18 protein-coding genes and 1 tRNA gene are annotated in these 16,940 nt (G+C 61.9%); 6 read left to right on the plus strand and 13 right to left on the minus strand.

Features of this window, described 5'->3' with window-relative positions; all coding sequences use genetic code 11:
* Positions 1–25 precede the first annotated feature (25 nt).
* The 7 genes from YH63_RS10695 to YH63_RS10725 all read right to left on the minus strand — a co-directional run bounded on the left by YH63_RS10695 (position 26) and on the right by YH63_RS10725 (position 6,651).
* Entirely contained in the window at positions 26–430 is a 405-nt protein-coding gene (locus tag YH63_RS10695) for a DoxX family protein (RefSeq protein WP_046827624.1), read from the minus strand.
* Positions 431–594: 164 nt separating this feature from the next.
* Positions 595–876, minus strand: coding sequence for a hypothetical protein (locus tag YH63_RS10700; protein WP_046829595.1), 282 nt, complete (start codon positions 874–876; stop codon positions 595–597).
* A gap of 49 nt (positions 877–925) precedes the next feature.
* Positions 926–1,192 (minus strand): GIY-YIG nuclease family protein, encoded by a 267-nt coding sequence (locus YH63_RS10705; RefSeq protein WP_046827623.1) that lies wholly within the window; start codon positions 1,190–1,192, stop codon positions 926–928.
* 137 nt (positions 1,193–1,329) lie between these two features.
* Positions 1,330–1,806 (minus strand): transcription elongation factor GreA, encoded by a 477-nt coding sequence (gene greA / locus YH63_RS10710; RefSeq protein WP_046827622.1) that lies wholly within the window; start codon positions 1,804–1,806, stop codon positions 1,330–1,332.
* Positions 1,807–2,137: 331 nt separating this feature from the next.
* Complete coding sequence (gene carB, locus YH63_RS10715; protein ID WP_046827621.1) at positions 2,138–5,602, minus strand: carbamoyl-phosphate synthase large subunit; 3,465 nt, start codon at positions 5,600–5,602, stop codon at positions 2,138–2,140.
* Between the two features lie 201 nt (positions 5,603–5,803).
* Positions 5,804–5,878: transfer RNA gene (locus YH63_RS10720), tRNA-Cys, on the minus strand.
* 77 nt (positions 5,879–5,955) lie between these two features.
* Positions 5,956–6,651 carry a class I SAM-dependent methyltransferase gene (locus YH63_RS10725; RefSeq protein ID WP_046827620.1) on the minus strand — a complete coding sequence of 232 codons (696 nt, stop codon included), beginning with the start codon at positions 6,649–6,651 and terminating at the stop codon, positions 5,956–5,958.
* Between the two features lie 219 nt (positions 6,652–6,870).
* On the opposite strand from YH63_RS10725, the gene YH63_RS10730 reads away from it, so the two are divergent.
* Entirely contained in the window at positions 6,871–7,395 is a 525-nt protein-coding gene (locus YH63_RS10730; RefSeq protein ID WP_046827619.1) for a Dps family protein, read from the plus strand.
* 166 nt (positions 7,396–7,561) lie between these two features.
* Here YH63_RS10730 and YH63_RS10735 read toward each other — a convergent pair whose 3' ends face one another.
* Together YH63_RS10735 and carA are read right to left on the minus strand one after the other, a co-directional pair.
* A complete protein-coding gene (locus tag YH63_RS10735; RefSeq protein WP_046827618.1) occupies positions 7,562–8,197 on the minus strand; it encodes an HAD hydrolase-like protein in 636 nt (211 codons plus the stop codon).
* A 5-nt stretch (positions 8,198–8,202) separates the two neighbouring features.
* The gene (gene carA, locus YH63_RS10740; RefSeq protein ID WP_046827617.1) at positions 8,203–9,411 is read right to left on the minus strand and encodes a glutamine-hydrolyzing carbamoyl-phosphate synthase small subunit; all 1,209 of its coding nucleotides are present in this window, start codon (positions 9,409–9,411) and stop codon (positions 8,203–8,205) included.
* A gap of 219 nt (positions 9,412–9,630) precedes the next feature.
* On the opposite strand from carA, the gene YH63_RS10745 reads away from it, so the two are divergent.
* From YH63_RS10745 to YH63_RS10760, 4 genes are all read left to right on the plus strand, one after another.
* Entirely contained in the window at positions 9,631–11,223 is a 1,593-nt protein-coding gene (locus tag YH63_RS10745) for an AMP-binding protein (protein ID WP_046827616.1), read from the plus strand.
* Between the two features lie 119 nt (positions 11,224–11,342).
* Positions 11,343–12,044 (plus strand): alpha/beta fold hydrolase, encoded by a 702-nt coding sequence (locus YH63_RS10750; protein WP_046829594.1) that lies wholly within the window; start codon positions 11,343–11,345, stop codon positions 12,042–12,044.
* 71 nt (positions 12,045–12,115) lie between these two features.
* Positions 12,116–12,571 (plus strand): GatB/YqeY domain-containing protein, encoded by a 456-nt coding sequence (locus tag YH63_RS10755; RefSeq protein ID WP_046827615.1) that lies wholly within the window; start codon positions 12,116–12,118, stop codon positions 12,569–12,571.
* Between the two features lie 200 nt (positions 12,572–12,771).
* Positions 12,772–14,382, plus strand: a complete 1,611-nt coding sequence (locus tag YH63_RS10760; protein WP_046827614.1) for an acyl-CoA synthetase — start codon at positions 12,772–12,774, stop codon at positions 14,380–14,382.
* Between the two features lie 41 nt (positions 14,383–14,423).
* On the opposite strand, the gene YH63_RS10765 is transcribed toward YH63_RS10760, so the two are convergent.
* From YH63_RS10765 to YH63_RS10780, 4 genes are all read right to left on the minus strand, one after another.
* On the minus strand, positions 14,424–14,774 hold the full coding sequence (locus YH63_RS10765) for an endonuclease domain-containing protein (protein WP_046829593.1): 351 nt from the start codon (positions 14,772–14,774) through the stop codon (positions 14,424–14,426).
* Between the two features lie 76 nt (positions 14,775–14,850).
* Positions 14,851–15,375: an SRPBCC family protein gene (locus tag YH63_RS10770; protein ID WP_046827613.1), complete on the minus strand. Its 525-nt coding sequence runs from the start codon at positions 15,373–15,375 to the stop codon at positions 14,851–14,853.
* On the minus strand, positions 15,375–15,836 hold the full coding sequence (locus tag YH63_RS10775; protein ID WP_046827612.1) for an SRPBCC family protein: 462 nt from the start codon (positions 15,834–15,836) through the stop codon (positions 15,375–15,377). Before YH63_RS10775 ends, YH63_RS10770 begins: the two co-directional genes overlap by 1 nt.
* Positions 15,829–16,143, minus strand: coding sequence for an ArsR/SmtB family transcription factor (locus YH63_RS10780; protein ID WP_046827611.1), 315 nt, complete (start codon positions 16,141–16,143; stop codon positions 15,829–15,831). Before YH63_RS10780 ends, YH63_RS10775 begins: the two co-directional genes overlap by 8 nt.
* A 180-nt stretch (positions 16,144–16,323) precedes the next feature.
* Between YH63_RS10780 and YH63_RS10790 the strand changes: the two genes are divergently transcribed.
* Positions 16,324–16,938: a LysE family translocator gene (locus YH63_RS10790; RefSeq protein WP_046827610.1), complete on the plus strand. Its 615-nt coding sequence runs from the start codon at positions 16,324–16,326 to the stop codon at positions 16,936–16,938.
* Positions 16,939–16,940: the final 2 nt, after the last annotated feature.

The following is a 16,940-nucleotide window of genomic DNA, read 5'->3' on the forward strand; positions in this document are numbered from 1 at the left end:
AATCATGCCTTGAGGGCTTGAGCGATCAGGCCTTGCCGCGCGAGGCGTCGACGCTCCACGGACCCGGGCCTGCGCTCGCCAGATAAAGGCATGCGAAGCAGAACATTGCCGCCAGCGTGCCGCCGTTCAGAAGCGGATGAAAAACGGCGCTGCCGGTCTTGAACATATGGCCGATGAAGTAGGCGAGGGCCATTTCGCCGGCCAGAAGGAACGCCGACAGGCGGGTGAACAGGCCGACGATCAGCAGTGCGCCCAGCACCAGTTCGATTCCGCCGGCGACGAGACTGAGTGTCGGCGGGTTGGCGAACATCGGCACCGCCGGAAATTTCAGAATCTTGGCGACGCCGAACTGAAACAGCAGCAGGCCGGTCATGATGCGCAGCACGCTGAGAAGCTGCGGCCGGTATGGCGCGAGAAACCCGAAGTCCATGGAAAACTCCCCCTGTTTGATTCCACGTGATTTGATATCGCGCCGGACAGGGAAGCAATAGTGTTGCCCCTTGGAAATCCGATGACGATTTCGTGGGGCGATCCGGAATAAGTCGAAGGTGACAGTGTTGTGCGTGTGCCCTGGTTTCCGGTTGGAAACTGCCGCTACTTCTTCTGGGGTTCGCCCTGCGGAATGTCCGCGGCGGTGCAGCGGATCGCCTTGGGCTGACAGGCAACCCCGATGTTCGAGCAGGTCGGCGCCTCGCCGCTCGCTCCGCGCGCGCAGTTCACGCAGTCATCGGTCCAGCGCTGGCAGTTCGGCTGGTTGACGTAGACCGAAAGTTCTTTCGGCTTGCCGGGCGGGGGAATGTCGATTTCGGCGGCGCGTGCGCCGGTGGTGGCGATGACCACCATCAGCAGCAACGTCATGATGTGAGAACGCGGCATATCCCAACCATCGTCGTCGTCCCCGCGCAGGCGGGGACCCATCTTCCTTTTAAGCTAGCATGTCGGTCAGGTCCCGCCACTCGGGATTGTCCTGTTCAATCAGCCTTATTTTCCATGCTCGATTCCATTTCTTCATCTGCTTCTCTCGTTGGATGGCTTCTTCTGCTCTGGAATAGGTTTCGACATAGACAAGGCGATAGACGCGATATCGCTTCACGAATTCTGAGCCTTGGCCAAGACGATGCAATTCGAGCCGCGCCGCGACGTTGTTGGTTACGCCGATGTACAGCGTTCCATTGCGGGCACTGGCGAGGATGGTAGACGTGGAACAAGATTAGTCCTCACGCATAGCGAGATGGGTCCCCGCCTGCGCGGGGACGACGCTGAGGATACAAAAATGGCCGGGGAAAAACCCGGCCATCTTGCTTAGGCGCAATCGAATTAGTGGGCGTCTTACTTCCAGTCCACCCTGGTGATCTCGTAAGCCTTGGCGCCACCGGGAGCCACGACTTCCACCGAGGAGCCCTTCTTCTTGCCGATCAGCGCGCGCGCCAGCGGCGAGGTGATCGAGATGCGGCCCTTCTTGGCGTCGGCCTCGGGCTCGCCGACGATCTGCCAGACAGCCTTCTTCTCGGTGTCCTCATCGACCAGCGTCACGGTCGCGCCGAACATGATGGTGTCGCCGGACAGTTTCGAGACGTCGATAATTTCGGCGCGCGCAAGCTTGTCCTCGAGTTCCGCGATGCGGCCCTCGTTATGCGACTGCGCTTCCTTCGCGGCATGATACTCGGCGTTCTCCGACAGGTCGCCATGCGAGCGCGCTTCGGCAATCTGCTCGACGATGCGCGGGCGATCCACCGACTGGCGCTGCTTCAATTCAACTCCCAGGGCGTCGTATCCGCCTTGGGTCATCGGTACCTTGTCAACCATTTCGTCGTCCTTGCATTTCGTGCGGCGGGCTGTTGCCGTATGCACGAAACATCTTGTTTGATCCCGTTGGCTACGGCCGCGGGGCAACGAATGAGAACACGATTGCGGCTGGGCGGTTCCCGCCGCTAGTGTCCCGTATCCGACGTTCGCTTCACTTTGTAGCGCCTTCCGAGCGAACGTCGGATACGAAAGGACACTAGTAAACTATAATTCCAGTGATCCTTTGGTTCTGACATTCGTAAAGGTGCCTGCGAAAAACGAGATACGAATGTCAGAACCGGATCACTGGTTCCACTTATACTACTCCGGTCGGGATGACCGGCTACCAATTTCAGAGATCGGGGAAGTAACCTTGCAGGGTGCGGACCTCGAGATCCCCGCCCAGATAGGCCCGGATGCCCTGCGCCGCCGCCAATGCACCCGAAAGAGTGGTGTAATATGGCACTTTATGCAAGAGGGCAGCGCGCCGCAACGAGCGGCTGTCGGCGAGTGCCTGCGGCCCTTCGGTGGTATTGAAAACCAGTTGCACCTCGCCGTTGGTAATGGCGTCGACGATGTGCGGGCGGCCTTCCAATACCTTGTTGATCTTCTCGGCCGGAACACCGTTTTCAGCGAGAAAGCGTTGCGTGCCGGATGTCGCGATCACCTTGAAGCCGAGCGAGCTCAGCAGTTTCACCGCGTCGAGGATTCGCGCCTTGTCGGTTTCGCGCACCGACACGAACACCGTGCCCTTGCGTGGCACGCGGGTGCCGCCGCCGAGCTGGCTCTTGGCGAAGGCCACCGCGAACGAGCGATCGATACCCATGACCTCGCCGGTCGATTTCATTTCCGGCCCGAGCACGGTGTCGACGCCGGGGAAACGCGCGAACGGAAACACCGATTCCTTGACGCCGACATGGTTGAGCTTGGGCGGCTTCAGTTTGAAGTCGGCGAGCTTCTCGCCCGCCATGATCCGCGCAGCGATCTTCGCGACCGGAATCCCGACCACCTTGGCGACGAACGGCACCGTGCGCGAGGCGCGCGGATTGACCTCCAGCACGTAGATATCGCCGTCCTTGATGGCGTACTGCACGTTCATCAGGCCGACGACGTCGAGGCCGAGCGCGAGTTCGCGGGTCTGGCGCTCGAGTTCGGCGATCACCGCCGGCTCAAGCGAATGCGGTGGCAGCGAACAGGCCGAGTCGCCGGAATGAATACCGGCTTCCTCGATATGCTCCATGATGCCGACGACGAACGTATCTTTTCCATCGCACAGGCAGTCGACGTCGACCTCGGTGGCGTCCGACAGGTAGCGGTCGAACAGCAGCGGGTTCTTGCCGAGCACCGTGTTGATCTGGCCGGTCTTGTCGTTCGGATAGCGCGCCTTGACGTCGGCGGGCACCAGTTCCGGCAGCGTGCCGAGCAGGTAATCGCCGAGCTGGAATTCCTCGCGGATGATCTGCATGGCGCGACCGCCGAGCACGTAGGATGGACGCACCACCAGCGGCAGGCCGAGATCGGCGGCCACCAGCCGCGCCTGCTCCACTGAATAGGCGATGCCGTTCTTGGGCTGCTTGAGCTTGAGCTTGTCGAGCACGCGCTTGAAGCGGTCGCGGTCTTCAGCGAGATCGATCGCGTCGGGCGAGGTGCCGAGGATCGGCACATTGGCTTCTTCCAGCGCGCGCGCGAGCTTCAGCGGGGTCTGGCCGCCGAACTGCACGATGACGCCGTGCAGCGTGCCGTTGCTGCGCTCGGTGTCGATGATCTCGAGCACGTCTTCTGCGGTCAGCGGTTCGAAGTAGAGGCGATCCGCGGTGTCGTAGTCGGTCGAGACGGTTTCCGGATTGCAGTTGACCATGATGGATTCGAAGCCGGCATCATGCAGCGCGAAGCAGGCGTGGCAGCAGCAATAGTCGAACTCGATGCCCTGGCCGATCCGGTTCGGACCGCCGCCGAGGATGATGACCTTGTTCTTGTCCGAGGGCGCGCTCTCGTCGGCCATCGCGCCAGCGAACGGGGCTTCATAGGTCGAGTACATATAGGCGGTGGGCGAGGCGAATTCGGCGGCGCAGGTGTCAATGCGCTTGAACACCGGGCGCACGTTCAGCGCACGGCGTGCAGCTTTCACCTCGGGTTCGGTGGTGTTGGCGAGCACGGCGAGGCGGGCGTCGGAGAAGCCCATCGCCTTCAGCATACGCATGCTGTGGGCGTTGCCGGGCAGGCCGTTCGCCCGGACCTTGGCTTCCATCTCGATAATGCCGCGCATCTCGGCGAGGAACCACGGGTCGATCTTGCACGAGGTGAAGATCTCTTCGTTGGACCAGCCGAGCCGCATCGCCTGCGCGACCTGCAGCAGGCGGTCGGGCGTCGGCGTGCCGAGCGCGGCGCGCACCGCGTTCTTGTCGTCGCTCTGGCCGAGGCCTTCGATCTCGATTTCATCGAGGCCGGTGAGGCCGGTCTCAAGCCCGCGCAGCGCCTTTTGCAGGCTCTCCTGAAATGTGCGGCCGATCGCCATGACTTCGCCGACCGACTTCATCGAGGTGGTCAGCGTGGTCGAGGCGCCGGGGAATTTTTCGAACGCGAAGCGTGGAATCTTGGTGACCACGTAGTCAATGGTCGGCTCGAACGACGCCGGCGTGGCGCCGCCGGTGATGTCGTTGGCGATTTCATCGAGCGTGTAGCCGACCGCGAGCTTGGCCGCGACCTTGGCAATCGGGAAGCCGGTGGCTTTCGAGGCCAGTGCCGACGAGCGCGACACGCGCGGATTCATCTCGATGACGACCATGCGGCCGTCGGCCGGATTGACGCCGAACTGCACGTTCGATCCGCCGGTCTCGACGCCGATCTCGCGCAGCACCGCCAGCGAGGCGTCGCGCATGATCTGATATTCTTTATCGGTCAGCGTCAGGGCAGGAGCGACGGTGATGGAGTCGCCGGTATGCACGCCCATCGGATCGAGGTTTTCGATCGAGCAGACGATGATGCAGTTGTCCTTCTTGTCGCGGACAACCTCCATCTCGTATTCTTTCCAGCCGAGAACGGATTCCTCGATCAGAACTTCGTTGGTCGGCGAGGCATCGAGACCGCGCTCGATGATGTCGAGAAATTCTTCCCGGTTATAGGCGATGCCGCCGCCGGTGCCGCCCATGGTGAACGAGGGGCGGATGATCGCGGGTAGGCCGATCTCGGACAGCGCCATCAGCGCCTGGCCGAGCGCGTGCTCCTGATAGCGCTTGCGCCGGTCGCCTTCATGCAGCACCCACTGCCGCTCGTGCTCGGCAAGCGCCTCGCCGGAGAGCTTTTCCTTCTCGGCAAGATACTGGTCGCGGTACTGCTTCTTCAGCGCCGAGGCATTCGCCAGCCGCGATTTGGGGGTCTCGAGGCCGATCTTGGTCATGGCCTCGCGGAAAAGCTGACGGTCTTCCGCCTTGTCGATGGCGTCCGCAGTGGCGCCGATCATTTCGACGTCGAATTTGTCCAGCGTGCCCTGCTGGCGTAGCGACAGCGCGCAGTTCAATGCGGTCTGGCCGCCCATGGTCGGCAGCAGCGCGAACCCGCCGGGGAGCACATGGCGCTCCTTCTCGATGATCTTGGCGACGATTTCCGGCGTGATCGGCTCGATATAGGTCGCGTCCGCCAGTTCCGGGTCCGTCATGATCGTGGCCGGATTGGAGTTGACCAGAACGATGCGATAGCCCTCTTCGCGGAGCGTCTTCACGGCCTGGGTGCCGGAGTAATCGAATTCGCAGGCCTGGCCGATCACGATGGGGCCAGCGCCGATGATGAGGATCGTCGAGATGTCTGTACGTTTAGGCATTAAGTCTCACGGCAGGAATTTGGGCACAAAAAAAGGGCGCGCATCCGCGCGTCCCTCGAGCCAAGCGCCAGGTTGCCCTCGCGCGCGCCGTGTCTTTAGACCAGATTCCGTGACGGTGAAAGGCCTTAAAAGCCGCGATCAACTGCGAATTTCAGGTAGTTTCCGGGACTTGCGGCCCGCAGGATCGCGGACCAGAGAATTTGGAGGCTCGGCCTGGACTTGAACCAGGATATGAAGCGTTTGCGGCGCCTCCGCGTAACATTCCGCCACCGGGCCATGGCAGGAGAGTACCGCGGCGTTACGTGGAGTCCACGAGGGCTTCGGCTTAACCTTAATGTGTGCAGTTGTATCGATCAGGCACGCGGTGTCGCGACGAAAGTCATGCGCGCGGGATTGTAGCCGATATTGGTTTTTGCGCGCGATGCCTGGAACCCCGCGGCTTTCAGCTTCGCCAGCATGTCGGCTTCGGCGTAGCGCTGCAGCCCGATGCTTTTGCGCAATTGCCAGTAGTCCGACAGCGCCGTGCGGGCCAGCCCCCACAATGCGTCGGTCAGGAAGCCGTTCTTGGCCGCAAGCCTGAGCAACGCCATCACGTCGGTCGCAGCACCGACTTCGGGGCGCAGGATATCGCCCAGCACCAGCCGGCCGCCGGGCTTCAACACGCGGCGCATCAGGGCGAATGCCGTATCGAGTTCGGCCGGCGTCATGTACTGCGCCACTGAAATCATCACGGCGAGATCGACCGACCTGTCCGGCAACTGTTGAAGGTCATCGAGCGAGCGGACCGCGATTTTCGGGTTCGGGCCGAACCGGGCGGTGAGACGTCCGCGCACACCGGGGGCAGGTTCGGCAAGGATCAGCTTCTGGCAGGCGGCCGCGACCTGCGCGGCGAACAGCGCCTCGCCGCAGGAATAATCCAGCACCACGGCATCCGGAGAGGGGACGTATGCGAGAATGTCATTGGCGATCACGCGGAAATGCACGTCGCGATGCAGCTTGCTGACATAAATCGTGTGGGTTGAATCGTAATAATCGATCCAGTCGTCCATCGGCTTTGTCCGGACTGGCATGATCCCGAAAAGTGGGCCCGGTTTTCGGGAAGATCATGCCTCTATGTTAATGGCATGGTCCCGGAAACCTGCGGTTTCGGAACGATCATGCCTCCAAGGGAGGGGTTCCCGCCCGGGAACCGGCGGGCCTAGGATGCGTTAGTTGGTCTGGCGATCACTGTCCATCGCCTGATGTTATTTCCTACAGGAAGGCCCGCTGTGAGCAAAACCAAGAATGCCGTTTCGGCCGAACTCGACACCCCCACCGATCTCGACAGTGCTGCCGTGACCAAGGTGTCGGCTGCACTCAACACGCTGCTGGCGGATGCCTTCGCGCTTTACTTAAAGACGAAGAATTTCCACTGGCATGTCAGCGGACGCCATTTCCGCGATTATCATGTTCTGCTCGACGAGCAGTCCGCCCAGATCCTAGGCTCCACCGACCAGTTGGCGGAACGTGTCAGAAAGATCGGCGGAAACACCATCCGCTCCATCGGCCACATCGCCAAGCTCCAGACCCTCGAGGACAACGACGAGAAGTTCGTGCCGCCGCGCGAAATGCTGCGCGAACTGATGGAAGACAACAAGAAGGTCGCCGCGGCCATGCGCAAGGCGCACAAGGTTTGCGACGATGCCGAGGACGTTGCGTCCGCCAGTATCCTCGAGGTCTTCATCGATGAGACCGAGCGCCGGACCTGGTTCCTGTTCGAGGCCACCCGCCAGGAAGGCGGCAACGAGGCGTAAGCCTCGTGCAGCGTCTTCGACGCGATCGTTACTGGATCGAAAAACGCCCGCTTCGCGCGGGCGTTTTGTTTTCGATTTATGCTCGCTGTCCCCGCAAAGAGCGCGAGCTGCTCGGCAACGATCCAGATGGCGCACCGGCTGGAAGAAGAGTTCGACTGGGCCGAACTCAGCGCGGCGGAGTGAGGGCGGTGGTGATATCGTTCATGGTATGAAAGATGAACTGCGGCCGTTGTGCTTGCAGCGCCTCTGGCAAGGTATACCCCCACGCCACGGCGCCGAAAGCGATGCCCGCGGTGCGGGCGGCGTCGATGTCGCGGATTTCGTCGCCCACCGCGAGTGTTTGTGCGGCTGAGATTCCGGTATGGCGCAATGCTTTCTTGAATTGGGCGGCTTTGCCGAAGACCGAGACGCCGCAGCCATAGTAATGCACGAGCGCCGCCGTGTCGGGGCCAAGAATGGCGCGGACATTCGCTTCGGAGTTGGAACTGACGATGGCGAGCGTTCGTCCGGCCTCGCGTACCTGCCGCAACATCCCTGCCGTTCCGTCGAACAGGCCGATGGCCGCGACGTCGCTCGCCTTGCGCGCGCGCATGTAGCTGGCGATGGCGGGCATCTTCCAGAACGGTACGCCGAGATGTGCGACGACCTCGCGCGCGCCTTTGCCGCGCAGCATGTCGATATCCTGCGGTGCAACGCGCCGGAATCCAAACCTGTCAGCGGCGTCGTTCACGACGTACGTGAACCATGTGAAGGAATCCGCCAGCGTGCCGTCGAAATCGAACAAGACGAGACGATAGTCCACGGGTGTCAGGCGCTCTTGCGCTGCGACGGGTCTTTGCGCTCGCGCATCAGATCGGCGAAGCGCCTGAAAAGATAGTGCGAGTCGCGCGGGCCGGGCGAGGCTTCCGGATGGTACTGCACCGAGAACACCGGCTTGTCTTCCAGCGCGATGCCGCAGTTCGAGTCGTCGAACAGCGAGATATGCGTCTGGGTGACGTTGTTCGGCAGCGTGGTCTTGTCCACCGCGAAGCCGTGGTTCATCGAGGTGATCTCGACCTTGCCGGTGGTCAGGTCCTTCACCGGATGATTGGCGCCGTGATGGCCCTGATGCATCTTCATGGTCTTGCCGCCGACGGCGAGGCCGAGCATCTGGTGGCCGAGGCAGATCCCGAATGTCGGCGTGCCGGACTCGATCACCTTCTTGATGACGGGCACGGCATATTCGCCGGTCGCCGCCGGATCGCCGGGGCCGTTGGACAGGAACACGCCGTCCGGCTTCATCGCCAGAATGTCTTCGGCCGAGGTCTTCGCGGTCACGACCGTGACCTTGCAGCCTTCGCCGGCGAGAAGCCGCAGGATGTTGCGCTTGATGCCGTAGTCGATGGCGACGACGTTGAATTCAGGCTTGTCCTGCTTGCCGAAACCCTTCTCCCATTCCCACGGCGTCTCGTCCCAGGTGAAACGCTGGGCGCTGGTCACCATCGGCACGAGGTCCATGCCCTCGAGGCCGGGCCATTCGCGCGCTTCTTCCTTGAGGCCGTGCAGGTCGAACTGGCCGTCCTTCGCGTGCGCGATCACGGCGTTGGGCATGCCCTTGTCGCGGATCAGCGCGGTCAGCGCCCGGGTGTCGATGCCGGACAGGCCGATGATGCCGCGCGCCTTCAGCCATGCGTCGAGATGCTTGGCGGAGCGATAGTTCGACGGATCAGTAATGGCTGCGCGTAAAATTACGCCGCGCGCGCCCGGCGTCGCCGCCATGTTCACCGTTTCGATGTCTTCGTCGTTGGTTCCGACATTCCCGACATGGGGAAATGTGAAGGTAATGAGCTGCCCGGCATAGGACGGATCGGTGAGGATTTCCTCATAACCGGTCATCGCCGTATTGAAGCAGACCTCGCCAACGGCCTGACCTTCTGCGCCGAGGCCGAAGCCTTCCAGCACGGTGCCATCGGCAAGCACGAGGAGCGCGGTCGGTTTATGGTCCGGCCAGGCTGAAGAGTTATCTGATGTCGTCATAAGTGCATCACATAACCCCTGTGCCGCGGCGCGTCAAAGGCAGAAGCGCCGGAAATTCATGTCATTTGCACATATTTGACACCCGGCGAACGCTGCCTAATCTGCGCCCCCGCGCGGCCACTGCGACATAACGAGCCGCGTCGCGCATGATCCGCCAAAGTGTAGGCGGTTTGGCGAACAGATCATGCGCTCTTGATGGGATTTAACAGGAGACACGCGATGAATGTGGCGATTGGCGCGCCGGATCTGGCTCAACTTCATTCCGGCGGTACGATGGGAAGCCTCATCGTCAACGCGATTGCGCGATTTTCCGACCAGCCGGCCATCGCCGACGGCCATCTTCGCTGGACCTATCGCGAGTTCGGCGGCCAGGTGGCGCGTTTCATCGCGGTGTATCGCTCGCTCGGCATGAAAAAAGGCAACGCGCTGTCCGTCGTGGCGAGCAACCGCGCCGAGTCCTGGGCGGCGATCTGCGCGGCGCTGGTGATGGGTATGCGCTACACCGCGCTGCATCCGATGGCGGCGGAGGACGACCATGCCTTCATCGTCGATGACGCCGAGATCGATCTTTTGATCGTCGAGGGCGCGAAGTTCGGTCCGCGCGGTCTCGCCATCAAGGCACGCGCGCCGAAGCTGAAGCATCTGATGTCGTTCGGCCCGATGGACGGCGTGCGCGACATTCTCGCCGATGTGGCGCAGGCAACCCCAGCGCCGCTGGTGGACGAGAGTGCAAGCCATGAACTCGCCTTTCTCGCCTATACCGGCGGCACGACCGGACGCTCCAAGGGCGTGATGCTGCCGCATCGCGCATTGGTCACCATGGCGCTGCTGCTGCATTCGGATTGGGACTGGCCGCAGGATGTCCGCTTCCTTGCCGCGACGCCGATCAGCCATGCCGCCGGCGTGACTTTGTTCACGGTGATGATGCGCGGCGGGTTGATGCGTCTCGTGCAGGGCTTCGAGCCGGAAGTTTATGCCGGCGTTGTCGCCGCCGAAAAGATCAACTCGACGTTTCTGGTGCCGACGTTGATCTACGCACTGATCGACAACGAGGACCTGCGCAAACGTCACGACATGTCGTCGCTGGAGATGATCGTCTACGGCGCGGCGCCGATGTCGCCGGACCGTTTGCTCGAAGGCATCAAGATTTTCGGCAAGGTCTTCGTGCAGCTTTACGGGCAGACCGAAGCGCCGCAGTGCATCACCACGCTGCGCAAGATCGACCACGACGAGACCAAACCGCACCGCTTCGGCTCCTGCGGCCGCGCCAGCCCGTTCGTGGACGTGAAACTGTTCGATGCCGAAATGCGCGAAGTTGCGATCGGCGAGCCCGGCGAGATCTGCGTGCGCGGGCCGCTGGTGATGGACGGCTACTGGAAGCGTCCCGACGCCAACGCCGAAACCCTGAAAGGCGGCTGGCTGCACACCGGCGACGTCGCGGTGAAGGATGAAGAGGGCTACTTCTATATCGTCGACCGTACCAAGGACATGATCATCTCCGGCGGCTTCAACATCTATCCGCGCGAGGTCGAGGATGCGCTGATGTCGCATCCCTCTGTCGCATCCGCTGCGGTGATCGGGATTCCCGACGACAAGTGGGGCGAGGCCGTCAAGGGATTCGTGGTGCTGAAATCCGGCGCGAATTCCGGCGCCGCTGAACTGCAGGCCCACGTCAAGGACAAGCGCGGCGCGCCATGGTCGCCGAAGACCATCGATTTCGTCGAGACCATCCCGGTCACGGGGCTCGGCAAGATCGACCGCAAGGCGCTGCGTGCGCCGTACTGGGAAGGCCGCAAGCGCGGCGTGGCTTGATGGATCCTCAATAGGATGTCATGCGCGGGCTTGACCCGCGCATCCATCTCAAGAGTAGAGTCTTTCAAGAAGGATGGATTGCCGGGTCAAGCCCGGCAATGACAGAACTGGATGTTCACATGCCAACCTCGCTTCCCGTCGTGCTCGTTCCGGGCCTTGCGTGTTCGCCGCGCATCTATGATCCGCAAATCCCCGCGCTGTGGCGGCAGGGTCCGGTGGTCCTCGCCAACCATGCGCGTGGCGGCGACATGGCCGCCATCGCGCGGCGCATTCTCGCCGAAGCTCCGCTGCGCTTCGCGCTCGCCGGCCATTCGATGGGCGGCTACATCGTGCTGGAGATGTACCGGCAGGCGCCCGAGCGGATCGCACGGCTGGCGCTGCTGAACACATCGGCGCTGCCCGAAGCGCCGGAAGTCTCCGAGAAGCGGCGGGCGATGATCAACGAAGTGAAGCAGGGCGGCTATCGTGCCGTGATGGATCGCCTGTTTGCGAACTTCGTGCACCCCGCACTGGCGCGCGACGAGCAACTGCACCGCATTGTCCTCGATATGGCGGACGATGTCGGTCCCGATGCCTTCGTCTGGCAGCTTGAGGCGATCACGGGGCGCATCGACTCCCGCCCGACGCTGGCGACCATCAAGTGCCCGACGCTGGTGCTGGCCTGCGACACCGACAACATGGTTCCGGTCGATGCATCGATCGAGATGGCGAACGGAATCGCGGGCGCGAAGCTGGTCACCATCCAGGATTGCGGTCACCTTCCGCAGCTCGAAAAACCGCAGGCGATGACCGAGGCGTTGCTCGACTGGCTTGAGATGTAACCCTGTTGGTTGTGCCGCGGCGAAAAACGCCCTAAATCAACGCAAAGCGATTTGCCGCGAGGGAGAGACCGATGCTGCGCGATGACATCAACAATGCCGTCAAGGACGCGATGAGGGCAAAGGACGAGCGCAAGCTCTCGACGCTGCGCATGGTCAATTCGTCGCTGAAGAATGCCGACATCGAGGCGCGCGGCCAGAGCAAGCCGCCACTCAGCGACGAGGACATCCTCGGGCTGCTGCAGAAGATGATCAAGCAGCGCCAGGAATCGGTCGAGCTTTACGACAAGGGCGGCCGTCCTGAACTCGCAGCCCAAGAGCGCGAGGAGATCGCGGTGATCTCGGCCTATCTGCCCAAGCAGATGTCGGAAGATGAAGTGAAGGTCGCCATTGCCGCCGTCATCACGGAAACCGGCGCCGCCGGCATGAAGGACATGGGCAAGGTGATTGCCGCATTGAAGGCGAAATACGCCGGGCAAATGGATTTCGGCAAGGCCAGCGGGTTGGTGAAGGCCGCGCTGACAGGGTGAGATTCGAAGAACATCACCCCACCCGGCTGACCTTCGGTCAGCCACCCTCCCCATCGAGGGGAGGGATAAGAGGTGCGGCGACGTTCATTTTCTTTTCCCTCCCCCTTGTGGGGAGGGTCGGCGCGCAGCGCCGGGGTGGGGGTCTCCTTTACGAGACAGAATGAGTTAGCTCACGACGACGGATAACTCGAAGGCCCAACATGCTCACCGAAACCGACAACTACGACGACCTCTACCGCAATTTCCACTGGGACATTCCGGCGGTCTTCAATATTGCGACGGCTGCGTGCGACCGTCACGCCGACGGCTCAAACCGGCTTGCGCTGATTTACGCTGATGAGAATGGCAGCACACAAAAGCTGTCGTTCGATGAGATCAGCGCGCTGTCGAAGAGTTTTGCCAATGCGCTGAAGGCCGATGGCCTTGTGCGCGGCGACCGCGTTGCGGTGTTCCTGTCGCAGTCGGTGGAGCTGCCGATCGCGCATCTCGCCGCGTTCCGCTCCGGTCTGGTCTCGGTGCCGCTGTTCACGCTGTTCGGCGAGGACGCGCTGGAATTCCGGCTCTCCAACAGCGGCGCGAAGGCCGTCATCACCGACGAGGGCGGTTGGGAAAAGCTGTCGAAAATCCGCGATCGGCTGCCGCATCTGCAGGACATCTATGTGACCAGCGGCGCGATCCATGCCGGCGCGAAATCGTTCTGGCAGGCGATCGAGGACGCCTCGGAGAATTTCTCGACCGTCTACACCGGCCCGGATGATCCGGCGATCATCATCTACACTTCGGGCACCACGGGAAATCCCAAAGGCGCGCTGCATGCCCATCGCGTGCTGCTCGGCCACTTGCCGAATGTCGAAATGGCCCACGACTTCCTACCGAAGCCGGGCGACCTGATGTGGACCCCGGCGGACTGGGCGTGGATCGGCGGGTTGTTCGATGCGCTGTTTCCGGCCTGGTATCACGGCGTGCCGATGCTTGGGCATCGCGCCAAGAAGTTCGAGCCGCAGGCGGCGATGCAACTGATGGCCGATCACGGCGTGCGCAACGTGTTCCTGCCGCCGACCGCGCTGAAGCTGATGCGTCAGGCCGACGTCAAACATTCCGGCGTGAAGCTGCGCAGCATTTTCTCAGGCGGCGAATCCCTCGGCGCCGAACTGATCGAGTGGGTGCACGCCACCTTCGGCGTCAACGTCCATGAGATCTACGGCCAGACCGAATGCAATCTGGTGCTCGCCAACAACTCGGCGCTGTTCCCGATCAAACCGGGCTCGATGGGCAAGCCGACGCCGGGCTTCGATGTGCGCATTGTCAACGAGCGCGGCGAGGAACAGCCGCGCAATGCACGCGGCATCGTCGGCGTGCGCGCGCCGAATCCGTGCATGATGCTCGAATACTGGAAGAATCCGGACGCGACCGCGACGAAATATGCCGGCGGATTTCTGCTCACCGGCGATCTCGGCGTGCAGGATGACGACGGCTATTTCTGGTACGTCAGCCGCGAGGACGACGTCATCACCAGCGCGGGTTATCGCATCGGCCCGGCGGAGATCGAACACACTTTGATGAAGCATCCGGCGGTGGCGATGTCCGCCGTGGTCGGGATTCCCGATCCGATCCGCACCGAGGCGATCAAGGCGTGGATCGTGCTGCGGCCGGGGTTCACGGCGAGCGATACGCTTGCGAAAGAAATTCAGGATTTCGTCAAGGTGCAACTCGCTGCGCATGAGTATCCGCGCCACATCCAGTTCGCGGACACCTTGCCGATGACCGCCACCGGCAAGGTGCTGCGGCGCGAGTTGCGAGGGTTGGGGTAGGCGGTCTCCTCCCTCCCCCTTGTGGGGAGGGTCGACCGGCGTTAGCCGGTCGGGGTGGGGGTACTCAATTCCGAGAGAATTCTCTCCATCACACCTTCGAGATTTTGATCGATATCGGAATTCCAGAAACGCAAGACGCGAAAGCCATGCGAAACGAGAAATCTATCACGCCGAATATCTCGCTCCATGCCCGGAGCTAAGCCGTGCTGGCCGCCATCTACTTCGAGTAGGAGATGTCGGCGCAAACACGCGAAGTCCACGATGTAGGCTCCTATCGGCGCTTGCCTACGGAAATGATAACCGAGCGGTTTCAGCGCGCGCAATCTGCTCCACAGTTTGATTTCCTGTGGTGTAAGTTGCTTTCGAAGTTTGCGCGCATTCTCGTTGGCCATCGGCGTTTGCCGCTCACCCCACCCGGCTGACCTTCGGTCAGCCACCCTCCCCATCAAGGGGAGGGAGATCATCGCATCATTTCGGCATTCCCGGAATCTTCACACCCATCTTCTTCAGCGCCTCCAGCATCCGTTTCGGCGGCTCCATCTCGATCGCGAGCGGCTTGCCGGTTTCCAGCACGCTCTTCAGGCTGGACAGAATCGCCGGCCAGCCCGCGCGGCCACCGGAGAGAATGTCCTCGCTGATCTCGCGGTCGTTGGCTTCGGTCATGGTCAGGCGGACGGAATCACCCGACTGTTCGATCTCGTAGGTCACCAGTGTCTCGCCAAGGGCCTCGACGAGACCGGGCCAGTTGACGTTGAAGGTGATGACCAGCTTGCGCGGCGGATCATAGGCGATGACTTCGCCGCCGATATGGACCGAGCCGTCCGGCGCGCGGAGAACGAACGCGCCTCCCACTCTGTCCTCGACCTCGACGCCGAAGCCCGAGAAATATTCCCTGCTGTACTCGGCCGATGTCAGTGCTTCCCAGACCTTCTCGGGCGTCGCGGCGATGTAGATCGTGTAGACGAGCGAAGGTTTGAATTTGCTGATATCCATCACGCGCTCTCCGCATTGCGGGCCATTTCGAAATCCAGCGGCTGGCTGGTTTCGAGAATGCTCTTCAGGCTGGACAGCACGATCGGCCAGCCTTCGGAAATGCTGGGCAACGTCTTGCTGCCTTCCGCGAAATCCTCGTGCGTCACGGTCAGCTTGACCGCGCCGTTGCTTGGCTCAAGCACGAACGTCACGCGCGAAGGGCGTTCCTTGATCATGTCCGTGTCGTAAACCGACAGCCAGCTATAGGACAACCTGCGCGGTGGATCGGATTCGAGAACAAAGCCCTCGTTCATCACCTTGCCGCCAAGGTCCATATGCACGCGGGAGCCGACTTTCCAGTCCGAGTGCAGACTGCATCCGAACCAGTAGCTCAGTGTGAATTCCGTGTCGGTCAGGGCATGCCAGAGCTTGTCCGGCGTGGTCTTGATATAGGTCGTGTAGACGAATTCCGGCTTACGCATCACGCTTCTCCAGTTGACGTTTTAGTTCGCTGAGCGCGGCGAGCTTGCCGCGCTCGAATTTTCTGATCCATCGTTCGCCGATCTCGTGGATCGGAACGGGATTGAGGTAGTGCAGCTTCTCGCGGCCGTGTTTGAGCGTGGTCACGAGATTGGCGTCTTCAAGAATCCCGAGATGCTTGGTCACGGCCTGCCGCGTCATGGCGAGGCCATCGCAGAGTTCGAGCAACGTCTGTCCGTTGCGGGCATGAAGCCGGTCCAGCAATGAGCGCCGCGATGCATCCGCCAGTGCCTTGAAGACGTCATCCATGGTCAGGATAATAGGCAACCAAATGGTTGCATGTCAAGCGCGTTGTAAAGTGAGAATGACTCAGACAAGAATTCGTCATGCCCGCGCTTGTCGCGGGCATCCACGTCTTTCTATTCTTGCTAGTAAGACGTGGATGGCCGGGACGAGCCCGGCCATGACGGTCATGGACGGAAATCAATCATGTCGCTTCAGGTTTATCTCGCCTACGTCGCCGCCTGCGTCGCGCTCGCGATCCTGCCGGGTCCGATCGTCACGCTGGTCATCGCCAACGGCCTTCGCTACGGCACGCGTGCGGCGCTCACCAACATTGCCGGGGCGCAGGCGGGCCTTGTGATCATCATCGCGATCATCGCCGTCGGTCTGACCACGCTGATGGCGACGATGGGGTACTGGTTCGAGTGGGTCAGGTTCGCGGGAGCGGCCTATCTCGTCTGGCTCGGCATCAAGGTGTTCCGCTCGTCGGGCGCGATGTCGGCAACGGAAGCGCCGCCGCCACCGCGCGGCGGATTCTTCCTGCAGGGATTTCTGGTCCTGCTGAGCAATCCGAAGGTGCTGGTGTTCTTCGGCGCGTTCATTCCGCAGTTCGTCGATATGCAGCGGGATCACTTGCCGCAGGTGGCGTTGCTTGGCGTTACGTTCACGGTGATCGCGGCGCTGACCGACGGGGCCTATGCGCTGCTGGCCGGGCGCGCGGGCAAAATTCTCTCGGCCCGCCGCGTGCGGCTGGTGTCGCGCATCTCCGGCGGTTTCATGATCGGCGGCGGCATCTGGCTCGCCCTGACGCGCGCGAGATAACG

Origin of the sequence: Afipia massiliensis, assembly GCF_001006325.2 — a bacterium.
Classification (GTDB): Bacteria; Pseudomonadota; Alphaproteobacteria; order Rhizobiales; family Xanthobacteraceae; genus Afipia; species Afipia massiliensis_A.

Bases quoted from the DNA above. Each gene is read 5' to 3' on its own strand.
- YH63_RS10695 (WP_046827624.1), bottom strand. From the start codon at position 430: ATGGACTTCGGGTTTCTCGCGCCATACCGGCCGCAGCTTCTCAGCGTG.
- YH63_RS10700 (WP_046829595.1), bottom strand. From the start codon at position 876: ATGCCGCGTTCTCACATCATGACGTTGCTGCTGATGGTGGTCATCGCC.
- greA (WP_046827622.1), bottom strand. From the start codon at position 1,806: ATGGTTGACAAGGTACCGATGACCCAAGGCGGATACGACGCCCTGGGA.
- carB (WP_046827621.1), bottom strand. From the start codon at position 5,602: ATGCCTAAACGTACAGACATCTCGACGATCCTCATCATCGGCGCTGGC.
- YH63_RS10725 (WP_046827620.1), bottom strand. From the start codon at position 6,651: ATGGACGACTGGATCGATTATTACGATTCAACCCACACGATTTATGTC.
- carA (WP_046827617.1), bottom strand. From the start codon at position 9,411: ATGACGACATCAGATAACTCTTCAGCCTGGCCGGACCATAAACCGACC.
- YH63_RS10745 (WP_046827616.1), top strand. From the start codon at position 9,631: ATGAATGTGGCGATTGGCGCGCCGGATCTGGCTCAACTTCATTCCGGC.
- YH63_RS10750 (WP_046829594.1), top strand. From the start codon at position 11,343: ATGCCAACCTCGCTTCCCGTCGTGCTCGTTCCGGGCCTTGCGTGTTCG.
- YH63_RS10755 (WP_046827615.1), top strand. From the start codon at position 12,116: ATGCTGCGCGATGACATCAACAATGCCGTCAAGGACGCGATGAGGGCA.
- YH63_RS10760 (WP_046827614.1), top strand. From the start codon at position 12,772: ATGCTCACCGAAACCGACAACTACGACGACCTCTACCGCAATTTCCAC.
- YH63_RS10765 (WP_046829593.1), bottom strand. From the start codon at position 14,774: ATGGCCAACGAGAATGCGCGCAAACTTCGAAAGCAACTTACACCACAG.
- YH63_RS10770 (WP_046827613.1), bottom strand. From the start codon at position 15,375: ATGGATATCAGCAAATTCAAACCTTCGCTCGTCTACACGATCTACATC.
- YH63_RS10775 (WP_046827612.1), bottom strand. From the start codon at position 15,836: ATGCGTAAGCCGGAATTCGTCTACACGACCTATATCAAGACCACGCCG.
- YH63_RS10780 (WP_046827611.1), bottom strand. From the start codon at position 16,143: ATGGATGACGTCTTCAAGGCACTGGCGGATGCATCGCGGCGCTCATTG.
- YH63_RS10790 (WP_046827610.1), top strand. From the start codon at position 16,324: ATGTCGCTTCAGGTTTATCTCGCCTACGTCGCCGCCTGCGTCGCGCTC.